The organism is Sphingobium herbicidovorans (assembly GCF_002080435.1).
In the GTDB taxonomy this organism is placed as follows: Bacteria; Pseudomonadota; Alphaproteobacteria; order Sphingomonadales; family Sphingomonadaceae; genus Sphingobium; species Sphingobium herbicidovorans.
In genome coordinates this window covers 249,660-266,442 of sequence record NZ_CP020540.1, presented here as the reverse complement: position 1 = coordinate 266,442, position 16,783 = coordinate 249,660, and the positions used below count along the sequence as shown (strand labels likewise).

Sequence of the window (16,783 nt, the reverse complement as noted above, 5' to 3'; positions counted from 1 at the left end):
TCAAATAGCCGCGGCGACTTGCTCGCCACCAATCATACCGGCGCTCGCTCCCCCGGTATCCCGGGTCTCGTGGATCAGGCTAAAGGAAGCTGTTGTTGGCTCACCGAAGCTGAAACGGGATCATGCGCACCGTCAGCGCACGACTTCGATCGCAGTCCCGATCTCGAGATTTTGCCAGGGGCGGTCGGTCGTAACAGCAGTCGCCTCGAGTGAATTCGCCAGTGTCAGACAAGCCCGGTCCCCCCACGAGACGCCAGCAGAACGCGCAGCGGGCGCGTAACAGGCTGGTATGGATCGCGTGAATGGCGTCTCACACTCCCAAATCACGATTAGGAGTCAGTGCTCGAAACCCTCACAGTTTGACTTCGGGACCAGATTTAGGGCATGGAACACGAACCGGATCGGAATGGTTGATCCAAAGGGAGGCTAACGGGGATGTCATACACCGTAAACACGCTCCGGACTATGACTCGCTCGTGCGAGATGATGCGCGATCGGGTGAAATCGGTCGTTTTCAAACCCGAGGACCGTAAAGTTCTTGACCTCACTTTTGGACCGACAGCGGCTGCGGAACTGGTCGGGCGGACACCAGAAGCACTTGCCAAAGCTGAGAAGGAAGGAAGGCTCTCTCCTCCCAAGCAGCTCGGCAATGGGCGTCGTTACTACACGCTCGAGGACCTGACAAACATTCGTGAAGCGCTGCATATCCATCCCGGTAAAGCCTCCGATGAGGACGCCGTCGTGGTTGCTGTCCAGAACTTCAAGGGTGGCGTGGGTAAAAGCACGGTCACCAAGCATTTCGCAGACTATCTGGCACTGCATGGATACAGCGTGCTCGTTATCGATTGCGACCCGCAAGCTTCAACTACCACAATGTTTGATATTCAGCCGGAGTCACTCATCGACGAGGAAAAGACGCTCGGTAACTTTTTGTCGCCTCGAAGCACCTTTGATGATTTCCGCCAAGCCATTCATGCAACTGCATGGCCAACGATCAAGATCGTCCCATCCAGCCTCGGCCTTCAAGACGCAGAGTGGGACCTGACAGCAACGTTGCGGGAAGGCGGGCAAGCGGTCCGCGAGGGACTGCAACGGCTTCGCATTGGAATTCAAGGGGTGATCAAAGACTTCGACGTCATTCTGCTCGACCCGCCGCCGGCTATGGGTTTCCTGGGCTTGAACGTGATGGCGGCCGCAACTGGACTCCTGGTGCCTGTTCCTGCGCGACAACTCGACTACCTCTCAACGATCCACTTTATGGACACCATCGCAGATAATATCGAGATCCTTGAAGAGAATGGGACACCTGTTGACTACGGCTTTATTCGGGTGGTGTGTTCGACATACACACCGAGTAAGCCCGGCGAAGCCGATATGTGGAAAATGATGCAGGCAACCTACGCTAACTTTCTCCTAAGCCAGCCAATCTTGGCGTCCGAGGAGATCAAGAACGCCACTCAAGCGTTCCGTTCAATTTATGAAAGCAAGCCCTCTGCCGCTCATGCGACCTATCAGCGTTGCCGTGACAACCTGGACTCCGTATTCAATGAGGTTCTTCAGCAGATACGAGAGCAGTGGCCGTCGCAAAGCATCTCGAAGCGCGCCAATGACGCGGTAACGAGTGTTGCAGCATGAGCCGCCGGTCTCTCATCGGCGAAGCACTTGCGGCACCAGCGCCCTCGCTTGTGTCGGACGTCGAGGCATCCCAATCGGGAGCAGCGCGCACATTCACCGCGCGTAGGCTAGAGGGCTTCACAGAAGCCGCTCGGATGGTGAAGCGACCCACAATTCGATTGAAGCCCTCCGAATGTTCGATTTGGCCCGGGAATGCCCGCGATTATGCGCTGCTCACTGAGGATCGCGTTCGTAGTCTCATCGATTCAATTCAGGCCGAGAACGGCAACCGGATTCCCGTGGTTGTTCGCCGCACCAAGAATGCAGCGCTCGAATATGAACTCGTCATCGGGACTCGACGCCATTGGGCAGTCTCTTGGCTGAACGCAAACCATTATCCTGACATTGAGCTCGTCGCGATTATCGAGGATCTCGATGATGAAGCCGCATTTAGGCTCGCGGACATCGAGAATCGGGAGCGGGAGGACATCTCCGATCTCGAACGGGGGGCAAATTACAAGGCTGCCGTCGATGCCTACTACGATGGCGTTCAGGCGCGTCTCGCCGACAGAGTGAAGCTCTCCAAATCAATGCTGTCCCGCTATATCGGTCTCACAGAAATCCCGCAGTCGATCATTTGTGCATTCAGTTCGCCAATGGATCTGCAAGTTCGGCATGGCGACAAGCTCCTCCCCGCGCTCCGTAATCCAGTTCTTCGTGAGAAGATGGAAGCAGCAGCAAGGGAAATTGCTACTGAGCAAAGCTTCCGGCAGTCCGGTGATGAGGAACCGATCAGCGGTGCTGATGTCGTGGCCCGCCTTATTAAGGCGACAACAAGCCGGACCGGTCGGGTACAGAAGGCCACAATTGAGGCAAATGGCTCAACAATTGGCCAGGTTGAGCGCGACCGCGCCCGGGGCCTCACCATCACACTCAATCCCACCAATCTCTCTGCAGATGATATCCTGGAGGCGTTAAGGCCCTTGATCGAACGGGCGAAGATTATGAAAAGGTCCGCTCGGCAATGATGGATGTAAGCGCTCGGAAAGGGAGTGAGTTCGCCACTCTGGGAATCTGTAATTCTCCGTTATATTACAGATGGTTAGCTGCGACGTCCCGCGCGTGGGACGTCGCATGAAGACCCGAGAAGTTGAGGCTGCTCCGACGGTCGTTGGAGGACGCCGAGTCCAATTTGAGATGTTCTTTACGCTTCCGGACTTCAGCGACATTTCGCTGCGAGATTATCAAGAGACGATGCAGCGCCCCTTCTTTAGTCTCTCTAAAAAGAAGCGGGTCAAGCCTATCGAGTATGTAAGCCCCGATAAGCAGGTCACGGTACATGTGTCTGCCAATCCAGAATACGGGATGGCGACGATTTGGGACGCAGATATCATGATCTATCTGGCCTCCCACCTGAATGAACTGCGTGAGCGAGGCGCAAATGATCTCTCGCCTACCATCCGCCTTCAGCCTGGCGACCTTCTAAAACGAATTTGTTGGGGAGTGAGCGGACGAGCTTACGAACGCCTCATCGGTGCCCTTGACCGCCTTCAAGCTACGACCATTAAAACTAATATTCGAGCGAATTCCAAAACGCGCGAGACGACATTCTCGTGGATCGACAGTTACACTCACCTGGTGGATGAACGCACCCAACGCTCCCTGGGGATGGAGATCACGTTATCAAAGTGGTTCTTTGATGGAGTGATGGATAAGCGGAATGTTCTCGCGATCTCCCCTCTTTATTTCGAGATCACCAGCGGCCTCGGCAAATGGCTTTACCGAGCGAGCCGCAAGCACGCGGGTGGAAACGGTGCTGAAGGTTTTACGATCGGCTTTGAAACGTTGCATCAGAAGAGCGGTAGCGAAAGCTCCCTCCCCTCATTCAAAAATAAGATCTTGGAGCTCGCGCGCGCCAACGCCCTGCCCGAGATCAGTTTAGAAGTCATTGGCGCTGAAACGCCCCGGCCGAAGCTCAAGATGGTGATGCGCCGATACTTGGACGGCCATCAGGAGCTAAATTCCCGTAAAAAGGCCGCACCCCCCTCCCCTACCCTCTCAGGCAAGGGCGAGGTGCCTTCCGCCCCCCCGAGCGGCGCCTTAGGCCGCTATCAGGGGCCACTGCTGCCGACGTCGTCGATCCGAAGCTGACGCGTCGCCTTGTTCAGCAAGCCATTTCTGGTCTCAAGGTGGTCGAGCCCCATCGCAGTGGCGACCCCCACGATCCCAGTTATGCCGCAGCCGCGGCAGCAACTCCCAGGCGCCGCGGTGGACGGGCTCACGAAGTTCTCGATCCTGAAACCTATGCTGCGATCAAGGCTGAATGTCCCGGTTGGGACTTAGATGTCCTCATCAAACAGTTCGACGCATTCCTGAACACCAATCCAGATGAAATGCCGCGAAACTATTCTAAGCGCTTCTACGGCTTCATGAAGAAGCACCATGAGCGCAACAAGTTTAGTCTTCCAGGCTTCTAACCTGCAGAAGGCCTCGGTCCCTCCACTGCAGCGCATATCCGTTCAGCGCATTGCATTGACTGGCAGCGCGAACATATTCGCGAGTTAGCCGAGGCATAAACTCCTAAACGCTGCGGACATCGCTGGGGTGAGGTTCTCCCGTTCCGTAGTGAACCCAATAGCTGATGATGCCCTTGGTCCGGACGGGCCTGACGCTGAGGCGCAGTTTGCGCACTCGGGTACTGCAACGATCGGGCTTAGGCGAAGAAGCGGAGAATCAGAGCCCTAAGTGTCAGCAGCGTTGTTGCGGATGATCTTGGGCGACCTACTCATCGTGTTTTCGGAAATCCGCCTACACAGCGGCGAAACGGCACGCATTGCCCATCTGCAGAGATTCTAAAAGCACGTCGACGCAACCAAGCGCCCTTTCGGACGAACGTCGGTGGGTCAAGAATTCTGGAGATGATGCCTCCTCCAAACTGAGATATTGGACCTCCCGAACTGGCGGAGGAGGGAGGCTCCCCAAGCATCATTCCTAATAACACGATCGCCGATACCGCTGACATTCCTGATAACACGCATGAATGCCACCATGCAGCTGGCTACTGATGTTCCGGTTTGGTCTCCGCGAACCAAAAGCGAATCGAAACACTAACCGCACACTCACGCGGCGCTCCTTAAGCCGCCCCATTCACATTTAACCAGAGCGAAAACCCGCCTCTCGTGTTATCACATCGAGGGTGTCGTGTTATTAGAATCGTGGCGTCGTACTATCAGGTATGCCGCGTCGTGTTATTAGAATCGCTCCATCTGATCCGAATCGCGAGATTCCCGGGATTCCGCTAAGGCGCTGCATCGGGTAACTTAATAACTCTAAGATATAACCGACTAACGTTAGCGCCTGCGGCGGATTTGGAATGATATCTTTTTTGAGAGAGATGGCGGGGAGTTGGGATAGCTCGGTCCACCAATTCAACGCCTGAATGCTAAGGACTAGCGTGGAAACGTCCCAATGAACCAAGCGCCAAAGCCAGCTTTTCAATGGCCACCACATCGCGCTATTCGGCTCTTTGAAGCAGCTAATCGGGGTGCTCTCTCGAGCTGCTGGAAAGGACAATGCGAAGGCAGATAGCGCGGGTGGACGGGGAGCGGCATCAATTGTGGCCCACCAAGTGGTTGGCCGCAAGCAGGCCCAGCAGTTTGGCGGCGCCTGCGGGGACCGGGTCCAACCGCCTCGTATGACGATTCGCATTGCTTGCTATGGCATCGGCGCCCGCGCACCGATTGATACTAAACGCTCACACCTAGCGAGCCCACGAGGGGAGGAGCCGCGCTCCTCGGCCCGTGCCTGCAGCCAAGCCTGGACAATTGCCTGCCGCCTTCAGGCGCCGCTAAGAGTTCGTGCACGCCGCTTCGCGATACCCCACGAGGACTAGGTAGCAAGGCAGCGCGAAGTCGAAGGCAGGCCGGAAGGCGGCTTTTGCAGTTCGTGGTGGGCCCCGTCCAGCCTGTCGCTCAGGCTCTGCTCAGATGTGGCGGCGGCCCTCTTCTGAAGCGAAAGTCGGGTGGGAGCGCTTTCGCCCGCATCGCGCCAGAGAGGCAGAGGGGAGGGGAGGGGAGGGGGAAGCCGGCATTTCTCGGCCAAGCAGGGCTCGAGATGGATTCGACTGAGGACAGTAATGACGATTCGGGCCGAGGTTCAAGCGACGGTTGCCCTCGCACCGCTATCCACCGAGGCGACACGGAATTCGATGTCAACGAGCTGGCAAGTTAATGTCAGTTGCTTCAATCTGCGGCGACTTGATGAAAGCAGTTCGCTTCACAGTTGCCCGACAAAGCGACTTTGCAGCTGAATTCCCGTGGTGTAGGTGCGCCTCTGAGGGAAATTGCTGAAATTCGCCCTCAGAGCCTCGTAGGGCGCTCTCGGAGCTCCTTGGCACCCCTTACCTATCGGAAGCTTCTTTTGGCGCTCTAAGGCCCGTTTCCGGGCACTTTTGCTTCGACAATAAAAACAATGACTTATCGAAAAGCGGCTCGTCCGAGCGCGCGAGACCAGTTTTTTGGGCAGAAATTTGAGCTATCATCTGCCTTTCGAACTACGGAGGATACAGCGGCTCTCTGCTGTTCGCAGAGCACCCGCCTAAGCTCGCGCATGAGCAGGGAGGGGGAGAGATCGACCGCTAGTCGCACGGACGAGGGCGCTTCCGCTTTCTGACAATGGGCAGCCGCCATGACTCCCGGCGGCCTCCTCCAATGACCGTCCTGGCTCAGCGCCGGAGGTGACTAATGTTGCGACGGCAAGCGGGCTGAGCGAAAGTCATGTTCAGGGTCTTGGGAGACGCCTTCGGGCCACGCCGCCGCCGCCAAGCAGGCCGCCTCAGCGCGGCTCGGCCTCCCACAGCTCAGGAAATGCGACCGGCAGGGTGACGGTTGTGCTGAAGGGTGCAAAGGGAGCCGGGCAGCTGGCCATATGGTTTGCTTCCAATTGACGCAGCAGCTTCGCGGCTCCGGCCTTGGTTGCGGGGAGGGCGCGGGCGAGCTGGGCCGGGGTGAGGGCACCCAGCGCAAACAGCAGCAGCCAGCTCGGCAAGAGCCGCGAGTTCGATCGCTGATCGGGAAATTCTCGCGCAAAAATCTCGGCGGCGCGGGGCAGGCGGGCGATATCGCAGGCGGTGTCGTGGAGCGCCTCGCGCAGGATCTCGGCTGCGTCGGACCGGCGGTCTTCGGGCGAGCGGTCGGCGCGGAACAAGCGGCGCTGAACGATGCCGGGGCAGGGGAGGGGGGTCGCGCTGAGATGAAAAGCCTGGCCGTTTGCTGCGGCAGCGAGGTTCACCGCCCAGCAAGGGGTGAGAGCGGTGGCTGAGAGCGGGTCATCGTCGATCGCGGTTGACGTGCGAAACCGATCGATGAGCGCGAGCAGTCGTTCGAGCGGGGCCGAAGGCAGCGCTGGATCGGTGAGGGCGGCGAGCACGGCATCGAGCGTGCCGGCGCTTGTTGCGACAATCTCGGCCGCTGCGGCGGCTTCGCTGGCGAGGGGGCGAATGGCGAGCCGGCGCACTTCGCCGATCGCTTGGGCGAGGGGATGCGTGCGGTCCGGCAAGGCGCGCTCGAGCAGCGTCAGGAAGGCGTTGCGGTCGGCCGCGCATTCCGCGCCGATCAGCTGCGCGCCGAGGCTGATGGCGCGGTCCTGGCGATACTGCTCCCACGCGCGGGCGAGGCAGCGCAGATGGAAAGAAGCCCGCATTTCCGGGCTGTAGAGGGCAGGGGAGGCGAGCAGGGTACGCGCCAGCGCATCGAGTTGGCCGAGGCGAAAGGCGATGGGAAGAACGTCAATCGCGGTGCGCACGGGCAGCCTCCTCGCCGTTGGGGCTAGCCGCACTGCAAGGTGCGGTCAAGACAGAGTATACTAAAGTCTTGCTTTGGTATCCTATCTAGACGGGCGCCAAAAAAACGAACTTTCCATAATCGGGACTTATGGTAAAATCGGTGTTGCCGAAAGGGCCGATTTTGTCCAAAAAGACCCTGTCGTTTTCCCCATAAGACCGGACTCCGCGCTCTCCGTGGTTCTGGCCGGGTCACTTTTCCCAATAAGACCGGATTCGTTGCCAATAAGGCCGGATTCTGCGCCAATAATACCGGACTGGAATGCGAACGACCGCGGTCCGGGCGAGTTTGAGCAGCTTTTCCTAGGGTCCGACTGCGCTTCATGCAGGGGGCAAACCGCGACCGAAAATTCCTATTGAACGGGGGCAACCGGTCGGTTGATCCCGTTAGCCTGTTTGTGACAAAATTGGCCAAACGGCAGATCGGGTAGAATCAAGTTGGCAATCTTGGGCTATGCGCGTGTTTCGACGGACGAGCAGGATACCGCCGCGCAACTCGATGCGCTGCGCGCCGCGGGCTGCACCACGATTTTCGAAGACAAGGCGAGCGGCGCGAGCCGCGAGCGCCCGCAGCTCGCGCAGGCGATGGCCCGGACAGGGGAGGGCGACACGCTGCTGGTGGTCCGGATCGACCGCCTGGCGCGTTCGTTGTCGCATCTGCTGGAGGTCGTGGAAACGCTGCGAAAGAAGGGCGCTTATTTCCGGTCCATCAATGACCCGATCGACACCGGGAGCGCACAAGGCATGTTGATGACCCAGATGCTGGGTGCCTTTGCGGAGTTCGAAAGGGCGCTCATCCGGGAGCGAACACGAGCTGGGCTGAAAGCTGCGGTCGCGCGGGGCGCCAAACCCGGCAATCCAAAGATGCGGGCGCGCGATGCGAGGGCGATTGCCGATATCCGCTATGGTCACCGCGAGCGTTATTTGAACGAAATTCTCGATGGGCGTCATCGGTGGTTGCCCACGGTCGAGCGCTTGCGCCCGCATCTGCCATGGAAGCTGGTGGTAAGGCAGCTGCAGGCAATCACACCACCGGTCCGGTCCTTTTCGGAACGGACATTGGTCAAGGCCTGCCGCACCTTGGTGCGCGCAGGCCATGCAAACCCTTCCATTCTCGACAAGGCAGGACGCTTGCCGCCCGATACCCGCGCCGCACGGCTCATTGCTGATCGGGTTCGAACCCATCCGGGTGCGACGCTACGGGAACTCGCCAGCTGGCTTTCTCGCGATCTGCGTGAGCCGACGCCGCGAGGCGGCCTCTCTTGGTCTCCAGAAGGCGTTCGGCGCGAGAAGGAGCGCGCCCGTCAGCTCGGCCTGATCGAATGAGGCTTTACGATCGGCTGCGAGGTTGCCGCGGTGGAGAAGGCGTGAATTTCAGGCGGAATATGCTGCAATGGCTTGATAAGCCCGAATGCGCTTTTCAAGCCGCCTGACTACTCGATCCTTCCCACGCATGATCATATCGTCTTGCCTCTGCCGCGCTCGGCTGGTGGCGATCCGTTGACAGAAGGATGGAGACCATCGGCCCGGCATTGCGAGGTACGCATCAAGTTTTCTCTTGTCGGCGGCGACGATGAAGGTGTTGATCGCCGGTCCCCTATCATGTCCGAAGAGCTCTTGGGTGACCTCGTTGCGCGGATCGAGGATGGCCGCAAGTGCAGCGAGAAGCGCGCGACGTAATACTGGCCGCGCAGTCGCCAATGGGTGAGGTATGCGATTGACGATGCAGTGATAAGGCTTGTGCCAGGGATTGAGATCCGGGCAATCAAATCGGTTGATCTCTGCATGGCCGCCTTGAAGCCAGTTAGGTTCGCTGAACAAGAGCTGACAAATATCTCGGACTTCGGCTAAAAGCTGTTTTGCAGAAGTATTGTTGAAGCGGAACTGGTCAGGCATTTTTCCTTCTGCCGCCCATTGAAGTTCTCTTCCGAACGCTATCACATGCTTCCAGCTGTGTTGGATCTTCGCTACAGTTACATTCAGCGGGCTTGCCCTTTCGAGCGGCCTCCAACAGTCTTGGCACATCAACCGGAGTGGACCGCGGGTTGAAGCAAAGAACGTCCATTGCGACGAGCCACAAAGGCCGCAATAATCCACCAGCGGCCAGTCATGCTTTTCACAGAATCCCCTGGTCGCGAGGGCCCAATCCTGCCGGAAATAAGCTGGGCTGGCGCTGGCATAATCCTGTGCCAGACATTTTGAGCACCATCCGAACTCAATGCGCGGGCGAGGCCGATAGGATTCCCTGACGCTTTGGAACGGATCGGTGTTCCATGAGAGAAAGTCGATGGGAACGGTGGGAAAGCGATGCGCGATCGTGACCGCGTTCAATGCCTCTATGGGAACCTTATATTGGCGTGCCCAACTCTCGAGCCACTCCGGCTCGGGAAGAACATCGGTGGTGCGCCATTTCCCGTTGCGCTTCCTGGCGATGCGGGGGTTGGGTTCGGGACGAACACGCTGGCCGTGAGCCCGGCGCGCGATCCAGGACGTCAGCAGTTCGTCAGCAAAGGGCTCGAGATGAGCGGTCACGCGCGGCGCCGATACACAGCCCTCCGATTACCCGCCACGACCTGCATGGAGAGGAGAGGCAGCAATAGATCGTCATCATCCAGGCTCGAGGCGTCGATCATTTCACGGCCGTTGCGGATTGCCGCGATGGCCGCAGCCTCTACCAGGCGGAAAATCCGGCCCGTTATGCCTCCCGTCAGTGCAAGGACGCGCTGGCGCACGTCCTGCACGTCAAGCACCGACGGGCGCTGGAGCGGCAGAAGGCCGCTGAAGCTCGCCATGAGTTGGCGCAGCGCATGATCGTTGCGCCACGGAACCAGTTCGAAGGCACCGAAACGATCCGCAAGATTGGGGTCGGTGAGTACGGCAATCCGGGCGTCTTCGGTGCCAGCGCAGACGATGGGTATTCGTAGATCGTTGGTCAGGAAACGCACGGTATTGAGGAAAACGCGCTGTTGGCGCGGTGTTCCGGCCAGCATCTTGTCAATTTCATCGAGGATGAGGATCTTGACCCCAAATTCCGCAAGGCATCGGTGTGCCAATGCGCGGAGGCCTCGCGCCGTGAAGTGGCCAAGGTCCGCATAGTTCATCGCGCGCAGGAGCTCGATGTAAAATTCCTCGTCCGATGGCTCGGGAGGCATCTGCACAACGACAACCGGCATCGCCGCTATGCCGGAACTTACATCATATGCCGGAGAATGCATTTCGGCAAAGCGATTGACGATCTCGCTCTTGCCCATGCCGGTTGACCCAAACAGGAGCAGGCATGGCATCCGCCCTCGTTGCGGGTATGTGAGAAGATCTTCAAGTCGTTCAAGGGCTGCATCGGCCTGCGGCAGCGAGATCCACCGATCCCGCCGCAGCCAATCTATGCGATCTTGATCCGGGAGTCCGGCCTGCTCCCGGTACATCGGGAACAGATGTTCATAGATCGCAGTCACGGCCGTTCCTCGATTTTCAGGGGAATGACGGGTTCTTCGGGGCCATCAATCTCTGCTGCGGGCGAAGCCGCAATCATCCGCGACGCGGCTGGAGGCGCCCCCGCATCGAGGGCATAGACAATGCGCTGCGCCGATTTGCGTGCGGCTTTGGTCTTTTCGACGGCCTCGCCCACGATGCGCCGTTGATCCTTCACCATCGCGAACAACGTGTTTTCGTCAATGGAACGGCGGCCCAATTCGCGTAGCGCCTTGACCGCCATGTCATGTTCAAACTTGGTGATGGCCGGACGTCTCCGATCACGCATGGGCACCACCAGGTGGCTGCCATCAAGCTCTTCAAGATAGACGGCCGAGAGGTTCAGCGGGTTGTATTTGACGGGCAGTTTCCGGTCGAGGTTGACGGCTAAGGTTCCCAGTGCTCCGTGCCAATAGAATATGTTGAACAGTTCAATGCCTTCGCGGCGGATCTTGCGCATTTCGTACGGAAGAAAATCGAGCAAAAAGCGTTCCGTGTCAGCAGGCAGCCGAGTCTGCCGTGCCGCCGTCGCCTCCTTCCATGCCGAAAGTGGAGTGACGCCCAATTCCCGATGGATGGATCCGTGATAGATACCCACCTGGAGCGCGAACCAGCGCTCGAATTCCGTCAGGGTCATGCAGGCTTCCGCTTCGGCATCATAATCACCCTTTGCCTGCACATTGGAAAAGGTGGTCCCGGGCAGCAGATGGACCTCGCCTATGGTCGTGCCGATCAGCCGTTCGATGTGGCCGCCATAATGTGGCGTTTTCATTGGCCGGTAGAGCAGCCCTATGCCATGCTGCTGACAGCCACGTTCCAGCGCATGCGAATGAAATTCCTTGGCGTTGTCCATGTGCAGCGCGTCCGGAATGCCGCATATCGGATAGTCAATCTCGACCTCTCGGTCTGCAAGCCAAGCGGCTTTGGGCAGCACGGCGTGCCGGATCGCCAAACCAGCTGATGTCGCAGACGGGCTTTCCAGTGAGATATAGAATCCGGGAATGACCCTGGTTGCAATATCAACCTGTAGCGTCAGCGTCGGACGGCAAAGCGGCCTGCGAAATGCTTCATCGACAATTATTATATCGGCCAGCGTATGGTCCATTTGCACGACCTGGAGCGGATGCTCTGCTCGGTAGGAACCTTTGACGGGTCGAAATCGGTCGTCAGCAGCCTTCTGCCCATCACGACTGGCAACCAGCTTCCTTTGGTCGATCTCCGCGAGGCGGGTTGCGATCGCCTTGCGGGATGGCGCAGGGATTCCCTGCTCCTTGCAGGCCATTTTCAGGTCGCGGACCAACTGCGCCAGGCAGGGCTTCGGTCGCTTAAGGTAAAATCGCTCGATCTCTGCCGCGATGATCGCATCGTGTTCCGGCGCGAGACGGTGGCGTCCCTTGGGAAAGCCTTTGCCATGGTCGACCAGGGAGGAGGTCACCGGGTCGTGTCGATAGCGCGCCACGAGTTCGAACAGCTGCGTTCGTCGGAGGCCCAATTCCGATCTGGCGGCTTCAATGGCTTTTGGACTCAGGCTCGGCAGCGCGGCCAATGCGCGAATGACAGGCTCGCGTGCGCACGCAAGATCCCACGCCTTGTCATCAATCGCAGAGAGGGCTGTGCCGGTTGCAGCCATGGCTATCCCCGAACCTAAACGGGACTCGGGGCTTCCGGTCCGCCGCTATTCTACCAGATTGCCTGCTCGCAGAATGATGACCTAAAGGAAGAACCATCCACGCCGTTGCAGATTCACGATGACGTGACTCATCCCGCCGCTGGCTTGGCGTTCGCGCCATCGAAGGACCTTGTGTTCGTGGAGTCCGGTAATATTGTCCCCAAATGGGTCCGACGCACCACAATCCGGTAATATTGGCAAAAGCTGTTGGAGCCAATTCAATGGCTTGCGAGTCCGGTCTTATTGGAAAAACGACAAGCGCGGCTGAGGAGCGAGGCGCGTCGTGAGCACCGAAACCGCCCGGGAAGGGCCAGAAATCCCCGTAGCGCCGCCTGAGGCTGTCCTGCCGGCCGTCAGGGCGCCGGCCGACCTTGCGTGGACGATCGTGCAGATGCGCGCCGGCGAGCGCATCACCGTCAACGAGGGCCTGATCGCCGCCTATCAGGCCGCTTCATCGCCCCATAGCATCCGTGCGCTCAAGTCCGACGTCGAGGCGTTCGATGCGTGGTGTAGGCGCAACAACCGGATCGCGCTGCCGGCCACGCCCGAGACCGTGGCCGATTATCTCGACGCGCGGGCCGGGAAGGGGAGCCGGCCGGCCTCGCTATCCCGCTACAAGGCGTCGATCGCCAAGATCCACCAGCTGCTCGAGCTCAAGGATCCGACGCCGGCGCCGCTGGTGAAGCTGCGGCTCCAGACGGTGCGCCGCGAGAAGGGGGCTGCGCAGAAGCAGGCGCGGCCGCTGCGGTTCAAGGGCCCGGTGCGCGACGTCGAGCGCGACAAGGCGCGGGGGCTCAACATCCGCGCGCTGCTCGAGAGTTGTGGCGAGGATCTGCCGGGGCTGCGTGATCGGGCGCTGCTATCGGCCGCTTATGACACCGGGCTGCGCGCCTCCGAACTGGTGGCGGTCGCCATTGAGCATATTGAGGAGGCGATCGATCCCGAAGCGCGGCTGCTGCAGATTCTGCGTCATAAGGGCGATCAAGACGGGGAGGGGGCGACCGCCTACCTCAGCCCGCGCACCGTCGCGGCGATCGCGGCGTGGACCGAAGCGGCGGGGATCACGACAGGGCCGCTGTTCCGGCGGGTGCAGGTGCGGCGCTACAAGGCGCGGGCAGCCGTGCGCGGTCGGCCGATCGACAGCATCTCGGGCCGGGAGACGTGGGATCTGCGCAAGACGCTGTCCAAGCCGGCGGTGAAGGCGCGCGTCGAATATGACATCGGCACCGTGGCGCTGCACCCGGGCTCGATCGGACCAATCTTTCGGTCGATCATCGGCCGCGCGTTCGACCGTGGCGCGCTGCCCGATTTGACGGCGGACGATCTGGCGCGGTTGCTGAAGGGGATCAGTGCGCACTCGACGCGGATCGGGCTCAATCAGGACCTGTTCGCCAGCGGGGAGGATTTGGCCGGCATCATGGACGCGCTGCGGTGGAAGTCGCCGCGGATGCCGCTCGCTTATAATCGCAATCTCGCGGCAGAGCAGGGGGCGGCGGGGCGCCTTATGGCGAAGATTGGCTAGTCATGACGGCCTAAATAGGTCTTTGGATGATGCCGTGCGACCACACGACGGCGGCAGGTAGATCGAGGGATTTGCGCAGCGGCAAGAACCGGAGAAGGGAGGCTGAGCCCCCGGGGTCTTGAGCTACAACGTTAAGCCTAAGAAACGGGCAGGGGCCTGGTAGCGCGTAGTGTATGAGCGAAGCCACCATCGCTCAAACTCATCAGCACAGTCCAATTTCGAAGAGGAAACAAGAAAGTGGTTCCGGAAACGGTATGGATCTTATCCTGTGTAAACGCTCGCGCTAAATGGCGGCGTTCTGATCGCGCTATTTGTCAGTTGCCGGGTCCGATGACGAGGCAATCGCGCGCGGCCTGAACGATGTCAGCGGTGACCTCCTCGACGCGGTTGAGGGTCATGATCCGCCGCATCTGCGCGAACAGGCGCTCCATGAGCCGGAAGTTGCCGCGCGTGATGCGGATCACGGCTGCCTGCGCTTCGATCGCGTCGAGTTGGGCCGGGTCGAAGCTGATCCCGAAATCGCCGGCGTGGGTCGCGAGCAGCAGCCGCATTTCGGTCTCGGTAAGCGGTTTGAACTCGTGGACGAAGCCGATCCGCGAGTAGAGCTGGGCATAGCGGGCGAGGCGCTTCTCCAAGCCCGGCATACCCATCAGGATCAGCCCGAAGCCGTGGCGATCGGCCATGTCGCGGAGATGTTCGAGCGACTTTATGGTCAGGCGGTCGGCCTCGTCGACGATGACGAGGGGGCAGGCGATGCGGGCGGCGTCATGGGTGATTTCGTCCTGCGAGCCGCCCGCGACCGTCAGCCGGGCATAGCCCAGCTTAATGAGGTTGAGGCCCAACACCGCGTCGATCGTCTTGGGCGTGTTGCTGACCGACACGGTGTAGAAGACGGCGCGGCAGCGAGCGACCTTTTCGCCAAGGAGCGCGGCAATGGGACGGAGCGCGGCATATTCCCCCAGGTCGGGGAAGCTGGAAAACTCGCGCGCCGATCGCGTCTTTCCGACGCCCGGCCGGCCATGACACACGCCGATATAGCGGTAGTGCGCGCAGGCTTCGGCAAACTCGACGAACCGGGCATGTTCGCGGGTCGCCAGGAACGGCTGCTCGACCAGGAACTCAATCGTCAGCGGCGTAGAGCCGGAGCCCTCGGTAGGTGGTGGGCCGGGAAGCCGTATCCTCTTGGTCGCCATCGAAGGTCTCCGTGGGGGCAGGCACCTGCTTGTCGCGCTCCTTCGCGCCGCGCCGGGCGCGCTGGATCGCGCGCAACGACGGGTGCCCAGCGTGCTCGGAGCTGAGCGCACGGCAGACGAACCGGCCCTGGTGGTAGACGTGGATCTCGGTCAGGTCGCGGGGGTCATAGACCGCCTCGACCTGCTCGCCGACGAAGGCCGCGAGCGTGGGTTCGACATAGCGCCTGCCCATCAGACGGATGCCGTCGCGCAGCACTTTACGGGGCTTGGGCACGTGCACGAGCAGCATGTCGAGCTGTTCAAGGCTGTCGGGCATTGCGGGCAGGAACCCGCCCTTCTGCCAGCGCGTGATCGGCGGTTCGCCGGTGCTGCCATGCGGGCGACGATGATAGACGCCGCACACGAACGCCTCGAAGCGGGCGCGCAGCTCGTCGAGCGTGAGCACTGGCGCCGACAGCGGCTTGCCCGCGATCAGGTGGCCGGGCAGGTCGGGCAGGAACATGTCGTTGATGGTGCGGAACAGCCGCTCGATCTTGCCGCGCCCGCGAGGACGCCCCGGCAGCGAATGGATGAGGCGGATTTTGAGGGCGATGCACGCCTGCTCGATATGCTCGGAGATGAAATCCGAGCCGTTGTCGACGTAAAGCTGTTCGGGAATGCCGCTGACGATCCATTCGGGATTGGGCTTGCGCCAGATCGCCTGCCGCAAGGCGAGCGCCGTGTTGAGGGCACTGGGGGCATCGAGGCTGAGGAAGTAACCGGCGATGGCTCGGCTGTGATCGTCAACGATGACGGTCAGCCAAGGACGCACCGGGGTTCCGGCATCATCGAGCACGAGAATGTCGAGAACGGTATGATCGGCCTGCCACATCTCGTTCGAGGTCGCGGCTTCGCGCCGATGCACTAGCTCGTGCTGGTCGCGGTAGACGGCCGGATCGGAGGCTGCGGCGATCTGGCTTGCCGGTATCGCCCTGACGACACGCGCGACGGCCGCATAGCTGGGGGTTCGGTGTCCATGCGCGATGGCGAGTTCCTGCACCTTTCGGTGAATGGCGGCGACCGGGGGTCGCGGGCGCTTGGTGGCGAGAGTGCGGGTCAGTTCGACCAGATGTTCCGGCAGGTGCAGCCTGCCCCGATCGTTGCGCGGCAGACGCGCGAGACCGGCAAGTCCTTCGGCACGGTAGCGCCCGAGCCAGCGCTGCAACGTCCGCTCGCTCAGCGTGCCGGTGCGGGCGAGGTCCGCGAGCGGGATGCCATCGGCGAGGTGCGGTTCAAGGACGCGGTAGCGCTCGATCGCCAGCGGCGGGACAAGCGCCGGATGCGTCACCGCCGACGGTCCGTGTCGCAGGTAAGGAAAACGGAGATTTGCCTGCCCATCGCCATGCGAGTCCGCTCGCGTTGCCAAACCGGCCTGTTCGACGTAAATCTACCCGGTAAAGAAAACTAGGGCAACATAGACCTGCCGATGACGACTTTCT

At 60.4% G+C, this 16,783-nt stretch carries 12 protein-coding genes; 6 read left to right on the top strand and 6 right to left on the bottom strand.

The annotated features are described in order from the left end of the window. Positions 1-435 precede the first annotated feature (435 nt). The 4 genes from B6S01_RS20295 (at position 436) to B6S01_RS21845 (ending at position 4,091) form a co-directional block, all read left to right on the top strand. Positions 436-1,635 (top strand): AAA family ATPase, encoded by a 1,200-nt coding sequence (locus B6S01_RS20295; protein ID WP_051908243.1) that lies wholly within the window; start codon positions 436-438, stop codon positions 1,633-1,635. Continuing rightward, on the top strand, positions 1,632-2,642 hold the full coding sequence (locus tag B6S01_RS20290; RefSeq protein ID WP_037465843.1) for a ParB/RepB/Spo0J family partition protein: 1,011 nt from the start codon (positions 1,632-1,634) through the stop codon (positions 2,640-2,642). Before B6S01_RS20295 ends, B6S01_RS20290 begins: the two co-directional genes overlap by 4 nt. Before the next feature lie 106 nt (positions 2,643-2,748). After that, entirely contained in the window at positions 2,749-3,765 is a 1,017-nt protein-coding gene (locus tag B6S01_RS20285; RefSeq protein ID WP_234810825.1) for a replication initiator protein A, read from the top strand. 38 nt (positions 3,766-3,803) lie between these two features. Beyond that, positions 3,804-4,091 (top strand): hypothetical protein, encoded by a 288-nt coding sequence (locus B6S01_RS21845; RefSeq protein WP_234810824.1) that lies wholly within the window; start codon positions 3,804-3,806, stop codon positions 4,089-4,091. Positions 4,092-6,447: 2,356 nt separating this feature from the next. Here the strand turns inward: B6S01_RS21845 and B6S01_RS20275 are convergent. Further along, positions 6,448-7,416: a hypothetical protein gene (locus tag B6S01_RS20275; protein ID WP_037465840.1), complete on the bottom strand. Its 969-nt coding sequence runs from the start codon at positions 7,414-7,416 to the stop codon at positions 6,448-6,450. Positions 7,417-7,891: 475 nt separating this feature from the next. Here B6S01_RS20275 and B6S01_RS20270 point away from each other — a divergent pair, with 475 nt between their 5' ends. Further along, the gene (locus B6S01_RS20270; protein WP_037465839.1) at positions 7,892-8,779 is read left to right on the top strand and encodes a recombinase family protein; all 888 of its coding nucleotides are present in this window, start codon (positions 7,892-7,894) and stop codon (positions 8,777-8,779) included. Between the two features lie 48 nt (positions 8,780-8,827). Here B6S01_RS20270 and B6S01_RS20265 read toward each other — a convergent pair whose 3' ends face one another. The 3 genes from B6S01_RS20265 to B6S01_RS20255 are packed head-to-tail and all read right to left on the bottom strand — an operon-like array spanning position 8,828 to position 12,551. Further along, complete coding sequence (locus B6S01_RS20265; RefSeq protein WP_081570615.1) at positions 8,828-9,985, bottom strand: TniQ family protein; 1,158 nt, start codon at positions 9,983-9,985, stop codon at positions 8,828-8,830. Next, entirely contained in the window at positions 9,982-10,905 is a 924-nt protein-coding gene (locus B6S01_RS20260; RefSeq protein WP_037465834.1) for a TniB family NTP-binding protein, read from the bottom strand. The genes B6S01_RS20265 and B6S01_RS20260 overlap by 4 nt, the downstream gene beginning before the upstream one ends. Beyond that, complete coding sequence (locus B6S01_RS20255; protein WP_037465832.1) at positions 10,902-12,551, bottom strand: Mu transposase C-terminal domain-containing protein; 1,650 nt, start codon at positions 12,549-12,551, stop codon at positions 10,902-10,904. The genes B6S01_RS20260 and B6S01_RS20255 overlap by 4 nt, the downstream gene beginning before the upstream one ends. Before the next feature lie 322 nt (positions 12,552-12,873). Here B6S01_RS20255 and B6S01_RS20250 point away from each other — a divergent pair, with 322 nt between their 5' ends. Further along, positions 12,874-14,112: a site-specific integrase gene (locus tag B6S01_RS20250; protein WP_013039113.1), complete on the top strand. Its 1,239-nt coding sequence runs from the start codon at positions 12,874-12,876 to the stop codon at positions 14,110-14,112. Between the two features lie 314 nt (positions 14,113-14,426). On the opposite strand, the gene B6S01_RS20245 is transcribed toward B6S01_RS20250, so the two are convergent. Beyond that, positions 14,427-15,305, bottom strand: a complete 879-nt coding sequence (locus B6S01_RS20245; protein ID WP_009824028.1) for an AAA family ATPase — start codon at positions 15,303-15,305, stop codon at positions 14,427-14,429. Continuing rightward, on the bottom strand, positions 15,232-16,632 hold the full coding sequence (locus B6S01_RS20240; RefSeq protein WP_004212864.1) for a Mu transposase C-terminal domain-containing protein: 1,401 nt from the start codon (positions 16,630-16,632) through the stop codon (positions 15,232-15,234). Before B6S01_RS20240 ends, B6S01_RS20245 begins: the two co-directional genes overlap by 74 nt. Between the last annotated feature and the right edge of the window lie 151 nt (positions 16,633-16,783).

Bases quoted from the DNA above. Each gene is read 5' to 3' on its own strand.
- B6S01_RS20245 (WP_009824028.1), bottom strand. From the start codon at position 15,305: ATGGCGACCAAGAGGATACGGCTTCCCGGCCCACCACCTACCGAGGGC.
- B6S01_RS20290 (WP_037465843.1), top strand. From the start codon at position 1,632: ATGAGCCGCCGGTCTCTCATCGGCGAAGCACTTGCGGCACCAGCGCCC.
- B6S01_RS20255 (WP_037465832.1), bottom strand. From the start codon at position 12,551: ATGGCTGCAACCGGCACAGCCCTCTCTGCGATTGATGACAAGGCGTGG.
- B6S01_RS20295 (WP_051908243.1), top strand. From the start codon at position 436: ATGTCATACACCGTAAACACGCTCCGGACTATGACTCGCTCGTGCGAG.
- B6S01_RS20285 (WP_234810825.1), top strand. From the start codon at position 2,749: ATGAAGACCCGAGAAGTTGAGGCTGCTCCGACGGTCGTTGGAGGACGC.